This is a genomic window from Bacillus sp. iso_77, from assembly GCF_056173625.1.
Genome location: NZ_CM149683.1, coordinates 700086 through 714006, shown reverse-complemented (window position 1 = coordinate 714006; position 13921 = coordinate 700086). Strand labels below are relative to the sequence as shown.

The following is a 13921-nucleotide window of genomic DNA, read 5'->3' as shown; positions in this document are numbered from 1 at the left end:
ATACACCTCTATTTTTGAAAGAATTCGCGATACCATTCAATTGTCTTTTCTAACCCTTCATCAATGGAGTAATCAGGCTTCCAATCAAGCAGCTTTCTCGCCTTTTCTGCTGATAAATATTGATGCTTAATCTCATGCGTTCCTTGATTCAAAATACGAGGTTTTAGTTCACTGCCCATCGCCTTTAAGATTTTATCAACGAGCTCAAGCACAGTCAGCTGAATTTCATTACTAAAGTTAAATGCTTCTCCTGCAAGCCCTTTTTCCTCCATTTTTTCAGCTAGCAGTAAATAAGCCTTGACCGCATCTTCAATATAGAAATAATCACGGATAAAGGTTCCGTCACTTCTAATTTCTGGCGCCTTTCCCTCTAACACCAGCTGGATGGTTTGCGGAATGATTCGGTTAAAATTCAAATCCCCGCCTCCATATAAATTACCGCAGCGCGTAATACAAACCGGAAGACCATATGTGTTGTAGTACGTGTGAGAAATTAAATCTGCACAGCTTTTTGACACATCATATGGGTGCTTGCCGTTAAGCGGCATGTCTTCATCATAAGGAAGCTGTTCTTGATCTCCGTATGCTTTATCACTCGATGCCACAATCACTCGTTTGATAAGCGGCTGCCTTCTGCATGCCTCCAGCACATTCCATGTTCCTAAAATATTGGCTTCAAATGTAGAAACTGGGTGACGATTTGCGACCCCAACAATCGCTTGGGCGGCCAAATGAAAGACTGTATCAATCTCATATTCTCCTAACGCACGTTCTATCGTTTGCATGTCCTCCAGTGCGCCTTGGACGACATTCATCTTTTCAAATTGACTGCCTTGATATAAGTTCGATCTTGGCACCTGATCACGTACAAGCCCTGTTACGTTTGCTCCTTGATCAATCAATTCCTTGACGAGGTAACTCCCTAACAATCCCGTACACCCGGTCACAAATACGTTTTTCCCATTCCAAAATCCGCTCATGCTGTCACCAAACCTTCCATGGTTGTTTTCCATCTGCCCACATGCCGTTGATTTCTTTCAAGTTTTTATACGTATCAATTGCTGTCCAAAATCCGTGGTGCTCGTAGACTGCAAGTTCACCATCATTCGCCAAGTTTTGAAGAGGCTCTGCTTCGAACACACATTGATCATCATCTGTTAAATAATCAAAAACCTTTGGAGACAACACAAAAAATCCTCCATTGATCATCCCGATACTGTCTGTCTTCTCAGAGAAGGATTGTGCCATCCCGTTATACACCTTCAGCGTGCCGTACTGTGATTTCTTTTCAATTCCTGTGACAGTGGCAGCTGCTCCAAGCTCTTGATGGCGCTTGAGCAAATGAAACATATTGATATTGGCAAGTCCGTCCCCGTACGTCATCATAAATGTCTCATCACCAATATAATCCTGTACCTGCTTTAACCGCCCGCCTGTCATCGTATTCTCACCCGTATCTAAAAAAGTGATTTTCCAGTTCTCCGAATTCCCTAAAAGCTTTATTTCCCCTGTCGACATATCCAGCTGCATGCTGTGATGCCGCCAGTCGTAGTTGAGAAAATACTCTTTGATTTTCTCTCCTTTATATCCAAGCAATAAGATAAACTCGTCTACACCGTAATACTGATAGATTTTCATAATATGCCATAGAATAGGCCGATCTCCGATCATAGCAAGTGGTTTAGGAAGCGCTTGTGTGACCTCACTCATTCTCGTTCCCTTTCCTCCGCAGAGAATGACTGCTTTCATCTTCTCCCCTCATCTCTCTATGAAAATTTTTGATTGAAAACCCTATCTTCATGCGGAAAATCAGTACATGTACCCTTATACTTTGTCCGACATCAGGTTTTGAATCTACTCTATTCATATGTTGGAATATGAGAGGATGCCACCTAGCATTTAACTATTTTTACAAACAAAAAAGAGCGAGATTTGCATTCTCGCTCTTTCAAAGTTTAAATTGTATATTTTCAGGGTAGATGGTATGATAAACATGTGCATATACAGCACAAACAGCCTCTTTCGATAAAGAGACTACTAGATTGAATGAACTCAAGTGGCAGCTTGCTTCATTCTTAATATGAATCACGGAGGTGAATCCCCATGGCACAAAATGTACTTTGTGAAGTGAACTCTTGCCGTTTTTGGGCTGACAACAGCTGTACAGCCTCTACCATTAAAATTGGTAAAAGCACAATGACTGACGTGACTCGCAATGCTGAAACGGATTGCGAAACATTTGAAACAAAATAATATATGATTTTCTGAGATGAAGGAACTGGCAGGTTCCTTCTTTTCTTTTATCATTCTATCAAGAATGATAATTATTATCAAGCGTTTTTCACGAAACATTTCTCGGGAAATAATGACACGATATTTCTCCATTCGTTGACGATTTTCACTCCTTTTTCTATACTCAACATATCCAAAGAAGAAAAAGTGGTGACCAATCAGTGGATTTTACGATACGTTTTCTATCATTCTATGTGGTTGAAATAGAAGGCAAAGAGGAACAAGCAAATAAACGGTTTAAACATTACCAAACATTAAACCAAGAAGAATTTGAACAAAGTGAGCTGAAAGACTTTCTAGACGGTGAGCTAAAAAAAATCGTCAAACGAAAAGTGGACAGACACCCTAAGTCTGAGCAAGTACCGACTAAAATTGGCCGATTTATTGTCGAACCCGGGCATGAACTCGATTCAAATCCAAACTACAATTTATTTCATCAGACGAGATTTGCAGATACAAAAGAAGTATTTAACGAATGCAGTGAACAATTTGTTCGCACCTATTTAGATACAAGTGCTGTCAGAGGCGGCGTGTTTTTGGTTGCATCTGCGGTTCCTAAAAAGTATTTCGATGACTCTTTTGTCTTTATCATGAAATGCGATTTTGAACAGAAAGTCGCTTCTATTGCTGATACATCTACCTTGATCAAAAAAGTAGAAATGGCGATTACAACAAAAAACATGAAATCGATTCAATACCCGTTTATGCCAGAAGAGGGCATGACAGAGGAAGCCGAAGTGAAAATTCACCAATCCTCACACGCTCGTTATTTTGAAGACTTTCTAAAATTCGTCGAATACGGGGAATCGATGCCTGAAATCATGAAATCACAGGTCATGAATATGGTGCAGGAACATGTATTTGAAACATTTCAGGATGAAAGTGAAGAATTAAAACAATTTGAAGAGGACCTTGAAATATGGGAAGCAAGTGAAAAACGGGAGATTCGGGAAACACTCGATACAGAACAGGTCACGCTAGCGGCTTCACACATTGTTGAACAAACCCCTGATATCACGATGAAGATGCGTCTAGGCGAAACAGAAATTAAAGGACTTTTAGCCGACTTCGGTCACTCGATTCATATTGCAAAGGTCAACAATCGATATGTCGTGCTCGTTGAAGCAGATCAAATTGTATTTGAAAAAGGAAGCACACCTGTTGAATTCCATAAACCCAATGGCTTGAAAGAGGTCGTCAGCCAACTCACGCAAAAAGCCTATGATTCAGACTTAGAATAAGAGAATATGACTGCCTCCTGCGATCATCTGCATGAGGCAGTTTTTTATATAACGCTTTATTTCTTACACTGCACTAGAAGAAACATGCTGCCCGCTTCTTATCCACATGCTGACGAGCATTAAACTTATGATAAGCATCAGCCAAAAGACGCTGTTTGTTCCGAAAAACTGGATCAACGTATACCCACACAAAGGTCCTAAAGCAGCCCCCATATCTTGAACAAAAGAATAACTGGCGAGAAAGCGGTTCTTATCTGTTTGAGCAGAAGCTTTTTGAAAGGCAAGTGTATCGGTGAACGTTGTGACAATTGTTGCCATCAGTTGCATCAAAAGCAGCATCAATAGGAACCAGCCACTTACCTTCAGCATGATCACAAGAAAACTGAGCCCTCCAAATGAAAGAAACATCCAGCATAACATTCGTTCCTTCATCACAAGACGATCAAACCATTTGCCCGTTCTCGGTGCGAGAAATGGTTCCCATCCCCACCTGAGTGCTTGAATAACACCGCTTAAAGCCGAAGCTCCGATGACAAAGCCAAACAGAGTCAATTCATCTTGGTCAATCTTTGCTTCAACGATATGACTCAGCGTGGATGCGAATAAACCTTGGATGATCAGTGCGATCAGCATGCCTGTTATCAGTACTTTTACCACATCTCGTGTAAACCACTTCTGTTTGATGCCATGATACACCTGCGTGCCTTCTCTCTTTTCAATTTCATCCAACGATACATAAAAAATGCAGCCCATTAATGTGAGTAAGCCAAAGACAAGCGTCATGGACTGAAAACCGATCAAGCTGGCAAGGATTCCACCAAATAACATGCCAAATAAACTGCCAAGCCGGTAAAGCCCATTATAAAGACCCGTCAAATGTCCTTGTGAGCCTTCGTCCATTTCAGCCAAGACCCTCATCCCACTCATACGGAGTAACGTCCAAGCGAGACCCCATGCACAGCGGCAAATCAATAGCAGCCAAAATCCACTCATACCATATAATATCGTGGTCACTGACGCGATCAAAATTGCGATCAGTACACCGGTCTTCATTGGAATATATCGATAAAGCCACCATACGACAGGTGCTAGCGGGATACGAATGAATCGGTTGATAGACAGCAGTAACCCCACCTCCCAAATGGATGATAAACCAATCTCTTTCCAATAGACCGGGAGAACAATATAGAGCATTGAATCCCCAATAAGTGCAAATGCTGTGATGAGCGAAATTGACACCACTTGCTTTTGACGACGATCCATTTTTTCTTCCCCCTTCGCTACCTTTACGATAAGGGATACCTTATAATAAATCTAATGAATGTTTTTGATTGAATCATCAAAATAATTGATAGGCGGTGCAAAGATGAATTTACATGCCCTCCGTATTTTTGCAAAGGTAGCCGAAACAAAAAGTGTCACACAAACGGCAGACGTGCTGTCTTTGACGCAGCCGGCTGTGACAGCACAATTACGAAGCATTGAACGAGAGATCGGCTTTCGTCTTTTCAAACGAAACGGCCGGGGGATTACACTGACGGAGATGGGAAAGATCCTGTATCCATATGCCCGGCAAGTATTCGAGGCGGAAAAAGAAGTAGAATATCAGATTACTCTTCTGCAAAACGGAAAAAAAGGAAGACTCAGAATTGCTTCTACCTACGTACCACTTAACTTTTTGCTGCCTGATTGGCTTGCCTCTTTTAAAACAGCATCGCCACAGACAGATATTGAATTAAAAAGCGGAAACTCCGCTCAAGTGATCGAAAGCCTGCTTCAATATCAATCAGATGTAGCGATCGCCGTAATAGAGGATCTGCACCACGAAGATCTTCACACCTCTCACTTGACTGATTTAAGTTATGACTTTATCGTGCCTGTGGATCACCCGTTAAATGGACAAACCGTCCCCCTAGAACGCCTAAGCCATGAACCCTTTTTAATGCGAGAAGAAGGCAGTTCGACGAGAGACAAACTTTTTTCCCTTTTTACCGCTAAAGGAATTAAAAAACCGACCGTTGATTTACAATTCAGTGGTGTCCACGAAGCCATTCAAATGATCAAAGCTGGCTATGGCATCACACTTGTTCCTCGTGACGCTGTTCAGCGAAGCTTAGAACGTGGAGAGATTGGGCGCGTGTATATCGAAGGAATTGACATTATCAGACCTGTTGTGGTCTGCAAACGGGCGAATGACCTTGAGGAAAATAGGACGGTGAATGCTTTTCTGCAAATGAAAGACATTGGACCCTTTATAGCACCTGACTCCAATTAAAAAAGTGCCTGTTTCAGCAACAGGCACTTTCTCTATTCGGATGGCTGAACAAGATCAAATGGGACCGCTTTTGAGGCTTTTACTAATTGTTCTGGTGTGATGAGTATTTCATTTCCCCATTCTCCCGCTCCAACGCCTAATATCTCTTCTTCTAATAGCGATGCTTCGATAATCGTGCGGAACCCTTCAGGCTGCCAGCAAAATGGCGGGATGGAGCCAATGCGATAGCCTGTCACTTCAAGCACCGTGTCTGGTGAAGCCATTTTGATATTGCGAGAGCCTGCAGCTTTCTTTAGTTTCCCTGATTTGATGTGCTGGTCAGCACCCACCATTACAAGCAGCTGCTCCCCTTCCCCTGTTTCAAAGATCAATGTTTTGATCATTTGTCTTTCTCTAAAACCAAGAGCAGCCGCTACATTCGCTGCGCCCTTCTCTGTTTTGGCAGAAAATGTTTTGATGTCATACGGGATGCCATGCTTGTCCAAAAAGTCATGTGCTGGTAATTTTTTCAATGGATTGAACCCCTTTCCTTACGATGTTCTTTCATTTAGCTTATCACAATCCTCTCATCCTTAAGATGTATTTTTCAATGGAAAACCTCTGCACACTTCGCCAACATGCTATACTGAACTTGTTTTTGAAAAGGAGTCGGTTGGATATGGGAAATAAGTTTTGGTTTTATACAGGTAGTAAAAGCCTTCTCATGCTAAGTGATATTCTATTTTTGATGACAGTCACATTGGTTATTTATCAAGATACACAATCTGTCGCCTATGCGGCTGTATTTCCACTCATAAGAACACTATGTCAGCTATTAGCTGGGTTCCTCTCTCCTGTTTTGACAGAACTCTTTCAAGCCAAGCGTCTATTGAAATGGGTCCCTCTTTTACGTATTGGAATGCTCGTCGTATTCACGACCCAATTTGATTTCTTTCAGCAGCACCTGATCTGGCTGTTTAGTGCGTTCGTTTTGATTTCCATCACAGGCGGGTTCATCAGCCCTTTATTACAGGCCATCATGCCGATGCTTGTGCCAGCAAATCAGCTTGTGAAAGCGAACAGTACAGCCTCCGTTTTTTATCAATCTGTTCAAATCGCCGGCTATTCGTTTACTGGAATGCTCGTCCTGTTGATTGGTCCATTTTATTTAATGTGGGCCTCTTGTTTCATGATTGTGTTGTCCTATCTATTGATCATCCCTGTTTTTTCTCTACTCAAGCAAGAAGACACGGTTCAAAAAGAAAATAAGATGAACGGGTTCAAGGATGGCTGGAAGATCATTTGGACAAACAAAACGGTTCGCATCCTGACTTTCATGGATGTTAGTGAAAATATTGCAGGTGCTTTGTGGGTCGGACCGGTTACGCTTGCCTTTGTCACACTTGTTTTAAATGAAGGTGCGGAATGGTGGGGATATATCAATGCCGCATATTATATAGGTGCCATTATAGGCGGACTTATGGCTGCATGGCTAAGTCAGTTTATTCAAAAACAACTTCTCCTCTTTATGGCAGCGGGCTCTTTTATTTATGCAGTGCTGACGATCCTATTTTCGCTAAACAGCCTGCCATGGCTTGCATTGCTGCTTTGTATTTTAATGGGGCCTGCCTATCAAATTCGGGATGTTTCGCAGCAAACCATCCTCCAAACGGAAACGCCAGTCCATGAGTTATCAAAGGTGTATTCGGCTCAATACGTTCTCTCTTCTATGTCTGTCAGTTTATCTATTTTCTTTGTTGGATTAATTGCGGATACATTCGGAGCGAGATTTGTGTATTTGTTAGGCGGACTGTTTGTACTCATCTGCTCAAGCATTGCCATCACCACTTTCATGATGCAGAAAAAAAGAGCCACTGTTTAAGGCAGCGGCTCTTTTACTTTTCTTTTAACATCGCAAACATGTCACGCGCCATTGCTTCTAGGATATAGACAACGGGTGTCTGTGTAGTAATGTTGGCTCTATGGACTCGTTCGTCTGTAACGTAATAAGCAATATTCAAGTCAGAAATACGAGAAATTGTACAGTGCTGATTGTTTGTAATACTAATGATCGTGCTGCCTTCTCTTTTTAGTTTCGAAATATGATCAATCGTAATACTGTTCTCTCCTGATACCGACAGCACAATGGTGACACTATTGTCTAAATACTGCATATTCATCGGGAAAAACGGATCATTGATGTAGAATGAAAATTTCTCCAGACTTGAAAAGTACCTTGCCCCATACTGCGCCAAAATACCAGAACTGCCCGTCCCAATAAACAGCACATTCTTTGCATCCGCAATGAGCTTCGCTGCCTCTTTAATCTTTTCCTCAAAATCTCCTTTAAGTGTCCGTTCGATAAATTCATACAGGAAATGCTGCGTGCTTTTCAAAGAAGGTGTTTGTTCTGCTTCTAAATACATTTTGAGCTTCACCTTAAATTCTGAAAAGCCTTCACAATTCACTTTTCGACAAAAGCGAAGGACAGATGAGGTCGATATATGTGCGGCATCTGCCAAATCACGAATTCTCATATAGACGACTTTTTCACTGTTTTCCATAATGTATCGGTATAAAGCGCTTTCTAGTTCATTAAAGCTGGAAATGACCTCACTTGAAAACATCTGACTTCCCCTTTCTCCAACAACATGACACAACACGTTTCTTTTATGTAACAAATCTCTAAATAGGGCACCCTTGCCTAAAGACGCTGAAACCGTTTACGCACAAGGTACTCTCACGATAAGCTATAGATGTACAAACAAATGATAAAAGATTGATTCACTCTATTATAACATTGTGCGTTACATTATTCGGAGGTGCAGAACATGGCAAAAGGATTAAAGGTTGTCACAATCGGCGGAGGATCAAGCTATACACCAGAACTTGTCGAAGGATTCATTAAACGGTACGAGGAATTTCCAATAAGCGAACTTTGGCTCGTCGATATCGAAGCAGGTAAAGAAAAGCTTGAGATCGTCGGAAATCTTGCAAAACGCATGGTGAAAAAAGCAGGGCTTCCAATCGAGGTTCATTTAACTTTAGATCGCCGGAAAGCACTGGTAGACGCTAATTTCGTCACAACACAATTCCGCGTCGGATTACTGGAAGCACGTATGAAGGATGAACGTATTCCTTTAAAATATGATGTCATTGGTCAAGAAACAAACGGTCCAGGCGGTCTATTCAAGGGTCTGCGCACCATCCCTGTCATTCTTGAGATTGTGAAAGATATTGAAGAATTATGCCCGGATGCTTGGCTTGTGAATTTCACCAACCCAGCTGGTATGGTCACAGAAGCCGTACTTCGCTATTCAAACCACCGCAAAGTCGTTGGCTTATGTAACGTACCAATCGGCATTCGCATGGGCATCGCCAAAGGACTTGATGTCGACGCAAGCAGAGTCGAAGTCAGCTTTGCTGGATTAAACCATATGGTCTTTGGACTGAACGTGTTCTTAGATGGCAAAAGCATCATGGATCAAGTGATCGAAGACATGGCAGATCCAAACTCGACCATGTCGATGAACAACATTCAAGCGATTCCGTGGGATGCAGATTTCTTAAAAGGGCTTGGTGTGATTCCTTGTCCATATCACCGATACTACTACAAAACAAGTGATATGCTGGCTGAAGAAAAGAAAGCAGCAGAGAATGAAGGAACTCGTGCAGAAGTCGTCCGTGCACTAGAAAATGACCTGTTCGAGCTTTACAAAGATCCTGATCTTGATATTAAGCCGCCACAGCTTGAAAAACGAGGCGGTGCTTACTACAGTGATGCAGCATGTAACTTGATCGCATCCATTTATAACGACAAGCATGACATTCAGCCTGTAAACACAATCAACAATGGCGCCATCAGTGACATTCCAAATGATTCTGCCGTTGAACTGAACTGTGTCATCACAAAAGACGGCCCAAAACCAATCGCTGTTGGTGAAATGCCGGTTGCTGTCAAAGGACTTATTTCTCAAATTAAATCCTTTGAACGTGTAGCCGCTGAAGCAGCCGTGACAGGCGACTACAACACAGCACTTGTCGCCATGACCATCAATCCGCTTGTCCCATCAGATGCCATTGCAAAAAGCATCCTAGATGAAATGCTAGAAGCACACAAAGACTACTTACCACAGTTTTTCAATAAAGTAGAAGCATAAAAAGAAGCCGCACTTGTCAAAGTGCGGTTTTTCTTATTTCCCGGCAAACAACTGATCCATCTGAGCACGGTCATAGTCTAAGAGCCAGTGCTGTAAACCTTCATAAACTGGACACAGATGTTCTGGATCTGCCGCAATAAGATCGCAGCCTCGATCATCATATAAGTGGAAAATCATCTGTTTTGAGAGATTGATGAGATAAATGTCATAACCAAGCTTTCCTTTCAAGATTTGATTCGGTTTGTAGAAATCCTCTTGGCATATGGCTTGTAATAGCGGGCGCAATCGAATATCTTGCAGCTGACACTTGAGTGTAAATCTCTCTCTTTTCATTGTTTCTTCTTGTTTTGGTTGTATATAGGTCAAACGCTCGTGACGCAATCGGTGACGCACTTGTCGGTATGCATATTTCTGATAAACTAGGAGCTTTTGCTTCGTTAATTCATGTTCATGCTGCGTATAGACATCCGTGACAAGTAGAATATCGTCTTCTGGATCAAAAGCATATCTGACAATTTTCAAAGCCCGATCGCCTGCTTTTTCTAATACAACCGGTTCTTCTCCTAATGACCAATCTGCCACTTCAAAGCGAAGACCAAAAGGCCACCTATAAAAAAGAGGCGGCGCGAGGACAAGTTCAGGAAAATGACTTTTTAAAAAACGATTGGTTTGATCGCTCATCTCATGTCCTTCCATTGGTTTTATTTCTTATTTTACCGTTGAAACTGATGGAAATTCAATTGGAAATAAACTGTCATTTCTTATATGATAGAAAGAGATGGAGGTGTGACCAATTGAAAAAATGGTTTTTACAGGTGTTCCTCACCGCATTGATCACGATGTGGATACAGACTGGACTTGATCAGGCGAACATCATTCAAATCAACAATGTATGGGTCGATGTCAGCAGCTGGATCCTAATCTTCTTTGTCATCTACGCACTTTTTGAATGGACTGCTCACGTCTTAGTAAAATGGAAAATCGCTCATCGCTGAACATCTCTTTTTACAGAGATGTTTTTTGTTGAAACTCTTCCTGCACAAGTTCATGAATCACGCCCATTCCTGCCTGACTTCCAGCTGCTGCTGCAAGAACAAGCTGAGCAGGTCCGCCTAAATTATCACCACATGCAAAAATACCGCTGACGGTTGTACGCCCAAGAATATCTGTTTCAATGCCCCCATTTTTCGTCATTTGACAGCCTAGTTTTTCAGCAAAAGGGGTTGACTGCTTGAAATCACTTGCGACAAATCCGCCTTCTCTTATCACTATCTCTCCATTTACAAGCTGAAGAGAGCGTAGCTGACCATTGTCATGATGGATCGCTACAATTGGCACATCAATAACTTGAATAGAATGTGCTGATAGCAGTGCTTTCTCCTCTTCAGCTAACACTTGCTGTCCATTTGTAAACACAATCAAATCGTTTGTCCAATTGGAAAGAAGTTTCGCCATATGCAAAGCGCGCTGGTTCTCTGCAATCAGGGCAAGTGGCTTGTCCTTCAGCTCCCAGCCATCGCAGAAAGGACAGCTAAACAACGTCTTTCCATACACATCATGAATCCCGTTGATCTTTGGCAATATGTCCTGAAGTCCTGTGGCCAAAATGATTTTTTTCGCTTCGAATCTTTCTCCTTCTTGTGTCAGTAACACGAAATTGTCCTCATGATTTTGTATCTCCACAATTCTGCTTCGTTTGATTTGGATATTGGGGTAGTTTTGAAGATCCGCTTCTCCTGCTTGTCTGATCTCAAACGGTGTCATTCCATCGTTTGTAATAAATCCATGTGATTCCTGAGTCACTCGATTTCTTGGCATCTCATCATCGAATACCATGACCTGTTTTCTGCCCCGCCCGACAACAAGAGCTGCATTTAATCCGGATGGCCCGCCTCCAATAATGGCACAATCTAATAACATATAAATCTCCCCTTTTTATTAAAGACTTTAAAGACTTTTAATATCTATAATTAGTTCAAAAAAATCACATGTTGAAAAATGGATTTTTTTCTGTCTGCTCTATTTGGCTTGCAATATCAACTAACCGCTTTTGACTTAACGTCTCCTGCATTTTCGTTTCAACATCCTGCATGACTTGTTCAATCAAACAGCCATCGTGAGGCATGAAAGAATCATGTGCTAAGGAACAACGAAATAAATGGGTTTGTCCTTCTACCGCCTGAATGACGTCTAGAAACGAAATGTCCTCCTTCTTTTTCAGAATGGTGTAACCACCTTTTGCGCCAGGTGTTGATTCAATCAATCCCGCCTTCACAAGCTTTGTTAAAATTTTAGATAAATAGGTAGGTGAAAGATCTTGCATCTTGGCGAGAGGCTCAACGCCTATTGCTTTCCCCTTTGGTGCAAGGGTTAAAAAGACCATCGTATGCAGCGCATAGTTGGTCGCTTTAGAATATTTCATAGAAACATTCCTTTCTATCTATTGTAGACCTTTTATATCTGTAATTGATCATAAAAGATTCAAGAAGAAAAAGCAAGTATTGTGGATCTGCTTCTTTTTTCATTCCACATTTCGCATTTCCTTCCGATAATAGAAGTAAGCACGAATAAAAGCTTGATGAAGACTAGAAGGAGTGAACAAAATGTCAGATCAACAGCACAATGCAGCACACGAAGAAGAAGAGGAATTTAACGTATACGACATGCTTCCACCCGCAGGAACAATCATTGGCGAAGCAACAGAAGAAGAAATGGAAGCTGCGGCAGCATTAGAAGTGAGACATTACGCCTTTATGCGTCTGCAAGACTCGTACATTCAATTTGATGGATCTTCTTATAAAGAATTGCTTAAAGACTTTCAAGAACTAGAATTTGATTCTGCAAAATTTTGGAGAGCCATCGCACGACGCCTGCAAGTCCCATACGAATGGCCAATCCGAATCGACCATGCAAACGGCCCTATTTATATTGGTGAAACAGAAGATAGCCGTGAGGTTGAGGAGAGTGCGGAGTAAAGGAATTGGTGACCCCCTTTTTGGTGAGGGGGTCTTTTTAATAATTTAAAAGATTTCTATTTCAGATATTTTTCACATGAAATAGATATTCTTATTGCTCTTCTAAATCAAATTCCAACCATAATGATATATTAAAAGCGATTTCATGCATTTCTTCTATTTTTGATTGATTCAATTGCTCCGCAAAACGACGTGCCCTTTGAAAAATATCGTCATTCTGCTTAACCACCACATCATTCAGTGTAAGGATTGTGCTGAGCGCCCAGCCAGCAGTTACTAACATATTTTCGTCTTGAATGGAGTTCATAAAAGTTTCTACTTCTGAAAAAAACCACTTGATATCATCAATTTGGTCTAAATGAAAAAATACAATTTTATGAAGTGCCTCAGGGTCTCGAGTCTTCAATATGTCTTTTACTTCTTCTTTTGATAATGGCGGATTCTGCTTTTCATATTCAGCCTGCCACTCTTCATCTGACATCCCATCTTCTTCACTATCCTCTGCGGTATAATGCCCCGCAATCAATTCATCAAACGAATCCGTTAATTTAAAATCCGTCTCATATTCTAGATCAAAGTAATGAATCGGCGGATGTTCCTTTGTTTCTCTATAATCCAATGCGATCCACGTATGACCATCCCCACAAATCAGTACAAGCCCCTCAGGCAATTCCCATTCTTCTATTAAATAATCACTGTCCATGATACCTTCGCCTTTGGCAATTCCTCTTAAATGATCAAATGACACATGATCCTCTGCCCATCCATTCGGCTGATCTGTTGGAAAAGCATTATGCAGGGTATAACCGCCATTTTGCTCGAGGATAAGCTTCTTATATGTATCAGGCAAGATGACGCCTAGTTTCTTTTCTGCTTTTGCAATGCCTTTTTCATTGATTTTCTTAAATGTCTCTTCACTTTCTCTGTCTGTATCCCAAAATGGCTTCAAATAAAATACCTCCAATTGTTATTTCTATCTCATTTTACCATTTGAGAGAA

At 41.4% G+C, this 13921-nt stretch carries 16 protein-coding genes; 7 read left to right on the top strand and 9 right to left on the bottom strand.

Going from position 1 to position 13921, the window contains the following annotated elements:
• Nucleotides 1–8 precede the first annotated feature (8 nt).
• Complete coding sequence (locus AC0VYC_RS03535; protein ID WP_025092661.1) at nt 9–980, bottom strand: GDP-mannose 4,6-dehydratase; 972 nt, start codon at nt 978–980, stop codon at nt 9–11.
• A 4-nt stretch (nt 981–984) separates the two neighbouring features.
• The gene (rfbF, locus tag AC0VYC_RS03530) at nt 985–1749 is read right to left on the bottom strand and encodes a glucose-1-phosphate cytidylyltransferase (protein WP_096881107.1); all 765 of its coding nucleotides are present in this window, start codon (nt 1747–1749) and stop codon (nt 985–987) included.
• A 354-nt stretch (nt 1750–2103) separates the two neighbouring features.
• Between rfbF and AC0VYC_RS03525 the strand changes: the two genes are divergently transcribed.
• Together AC0VYC_RS03525 and AC0VYC_RS03520 are read left to right on the top strand one after the other, a co-directional pair.
• Entirely contained in the window at nt 2104–2253 is a 150-nt protein-coding gene (locus AC0VYC_RS03525) for a DUF1540 domain-containing protein (RefSeq protein WP_008344201.1), read from the top strand.
• Between the two features lie 200 nt (nt 2254–2453).
• Nucleotides 2454–3533: a DUF3900 domain-containing protein gene (locus AC0VYC_RS03520; protein ID WP_039168562.1), complete on the top strand. Its 1080-nt coding sequence runs from the start codon at nt 2454–2456 to the stop codon at nt 3531–3533.
• Nucleotides 3534–3596: 63 nt separating this feature from the next.
• Here AC0VYC_RS03520 and AC0VYC_RS03515 read toward each other — a convergent pair whose 3' ends face one another.
• Entirely contained in the window at nt 3597–4796 is a 1200-nt protein-coding gene (locus tag AC0VYC_RS03515; protein WP_445596999.1) for an MFS transporter, read from the bottom strand.
• A 103-nt stretch (nt 4797–4899) separates the two neighbouring features.
• Here AC0VYC_RS03515 and AC0VYC_RS03510 point away from each other — a divergent pair, with 103 nt between their 5' ends.
• On the top strand, nt 4900–5808 hold the full coding sequence (locus tag AC0VYC_RS03510) for a LysR family transcriptional regulator (protein ID WP_057078352.1): 909 nt from the start codon (nt 4900–4902) through the stop codon (nt 5806–5808).
• A gap of 32 nt (nt 5809–5840) precedes the next feature.
• On the opposite strand, the gene AC0VYC_RS03505 is transcribed toward AC0VYC_RS03510, so the two are convergent.
• Nucleotides 5841–6320 carry an aminoacyl-tRNA deacylase gene (locus AC0VYC_RS03505; RefSeq protein ID WP_475389454.1) on the bottom strand — a complete coding sequence of 160 codons (480 nt, stop codon included), beginning with the start codon at nt 6318–6320 and terminating at the stop codon, nt 5841–5843.
• A gap of 146 nt (nt 6321–6466) precedes the next feature.
• On the opposite strand from AC0VYC_RS03505, the gene AC0VYC_RS03500 reads away from it, so the two are divergent.
• The gene (locus AC0VYC_RS03500; protein ID WP_475389452.1) at nt 6467–7669 is read left to right on the top strand and encodes an MFS transporter; all 1203 of its coding nucleotides are present in this window, start codon (nt 6467–6469) and stop codon (nt 7667–7669) included.
• A 13-nt stretch (nt 7670–7682) separates the two neighbouring features.
• Here AC0VYC_RS03500 and AC0VYC_RS03495 read toward each other — a convergent pair whose 3' ends face one another.
• The gene (locus AC0VYC_RS03495) at nt 7683–8414 is read right to left on the bottom strand and encodes a MurR/RpiR family transcriptional regulator (protein ID WP_017366780.1); all 732 of its coding nucleotides are present in this window, start codon (nt 8412–8414) and stop codon (nt 7683–7685) included.
• A 204-nt stretch (nt 8415–8618) separates the two neighbouring features.
• Between AC0VYC_RS03495 and AC0VYC_RS03490 the strand changes: the two genes are divergently transcribed.
• On the top strand, nt 8619–9947 hold the full coding sequence (locus tag AC0VYC_RS03490; protein WP_475389449.1) for a 6-phospho-beta-glucosidase: 1329 nt from the start codon (nt 8619–8621) through the stop codon (nt 9945–9947).
• A gap of 33 nt (nt 9948–9980) precedes the next feature.
• Here the strand turns inward: AC0VYC_RS03490 and AC0VYC_RS03485 are convergent, their stop codons facing one another.
• Nucleotides 9981–10628: a DUF3885 domain-containing protein gene (locus tag AC0VYC_RS03485; RefSeq protein WP_335364329.1), complete on the bottom strand. Its 648-nt coding sequence runs from the start codon at nt 10626–10628 to the stop codon at nt 9981–9983.
• A gap of 113 nt (nt 10629–10741) precedes the next feature.
• Here AC0VYC_RS03485 and AC0VYC_RS03480 point away from each other — a divergent pair, with 113 nt between their 5' ends.
• Entirely contained in the window at nt 10742–10942 is a 201-nt protein-coding gene (locus tag AC0VYC_RS03480) for a hypothetical protein (RefSeq protein WP_242731716.1), read from the top strand.
• A gap of 10 nt (nt 10943–10952) precedes the next feature.
• On the opposite strand, the gene AC0VYC_RS03475 is transcribed toward AC0VYC_RS03480, so the two are convergent.
• A complete protein-coding gene (locus AC0VYC_RS03475; protein ID WP_427244034.1) occupies nt 10953–11867 on the bottom strand; it encodes an NAD(P)/FAD-dependent oxidoreductase in 915 nt (304 codons plus the stop codon).
• 64 nt (nt 11868–11931) lie between these two features.
• Nucleotides 11932–12369 (bottom strand): Rrf2 family transcriptional regulator, encoded by a 438-nt coding sequence (locus AC0VYC_RS03470; protein ID WP_024718615.1) that lies wholly within the window; start codon nt 12367–12369, stop codon nt 11932–11934.
• A gap of 181 nt (nt 12370–12550) precedes the next feature.
• Here AC0VYC_RS03470 and AC0VYC_RS03465 point away from each other — a divergent pair, with 181 nt between their 5' ends.
• Nucleotides 12551–12922: a hypothetical protein gene (locus AC0VYC_RS03465; RefSeq protein WP_024718616.1), complete on the top strand. Its 372-nt coding sequence runs from the start codon at nt 12551–12553 to the stop codon at nt 12920–12922.
• A 91-nt stretch (nt 12923–13013) separates the two neighbouring features.
• On the opposite strand, the gene AC0VYC_RS03460 is transcribed toward AC0VYC_RS03465, so the two are convergent.
• On the bottom strand, nt 13014–13871 hold the full coding sequence (locus AC0VYC_RS03460) for an SMI1/KNR4 family protein (protein WP_475389445.1): 858 nt from the start codon (nt 13869–13871) through the stop codon (nt 13014–13016).
• Between the last annotated feature and the right edge of the window lie 50 nt (nt 13872–13921).

Bases quoted from the DNA above. Each gene is read 5' to 3' on its own strand.
- AC0VYC_RS03535 (WP_025092661.1), bottom strand. From the start codon at position 980: ATGAGCGGATTTTGGAATGGGAAAAACGTATTTGTGACCGGGTGTACG.
- rfbF (WP_096881107.1), bottom strand. From the start codon at position 1,749: ATGAAAGCAGTCATTCTCTGCGGAGGAAAGGGAACGAGAATGAGTGAG.
- AC0VYC_RS03525 (WP_008344201.1), top strand. From the start codon at position 2,104: ATGGCACAAAATGTACTTTGTGAAGTGAACTCTTGCCGTTTTTGGGCT.
- AC0VYC_RS03515 (WP_445596999.1), bottom strand. From the start codon at position 4,796: ATGGATCGTCGTCAAAAGCAAGTGGTGTCAATTTCGCTCATCACAGCA.
- AC0VYC_RS03510 (WP_057078352.1), top strand. From the start codon at position 4,900: ATGAATTTACATGCCCTCCGTATTTTTGCAAAGGTAGCCGAAACAAAA.
- AC0VYC_RS03500 (WP_475389452.1), top strand. From the start codon at position 6,467: ATGGGAAATAAGTTTTGGTTTTATACAGGTAGTAAAAGCCTTCTCATG.
- AC0VYC_RS03495 (WP_017366780.1), bottom strand. From the start codon at position 8,414: ATGTTTTCAAGTGAGGTCATTTCCAGCTTTAATGAACTAGAAAGCGCT.
- AC0VYC_RS03490 (WP_475389449.1), top strand. From the start codon at position 8,619: ATGGCAAAAGGATTAAAGGTTGTCACAATCGGCGGAGGATCAAGCTAT.
- AC0VYC_RS03485 (WP_335364329.1), bottom strand. From the start codon at position 10,628: ATGAGCGATCAAACCAATCGTTTTTTAAAAAGTCATTTTCCTGAACTT.
- AC0VYC_RS03475 (WP_427244034.1), bottom strand. From the start codon at position 11,867: ATGTTATTAGATTGTGCCATTATTGGAGGCGGGCCATCCGGATTAAAT.
- AC0VYC_RS03470 (WP_024718615.1), bottom strand. From the start codon at position 12,369: ATGAAATATTCTAAAGCGACCAACTATGCGCTGCATACGATGGTCTTT.
- AC0VYC_RS03465 (WP_024718616.1), top strand. From the start codon at position 12,551: ATGTCAGATCAACAGCACAATGCAGCACACGAAGAAGAAGAGGAATTT.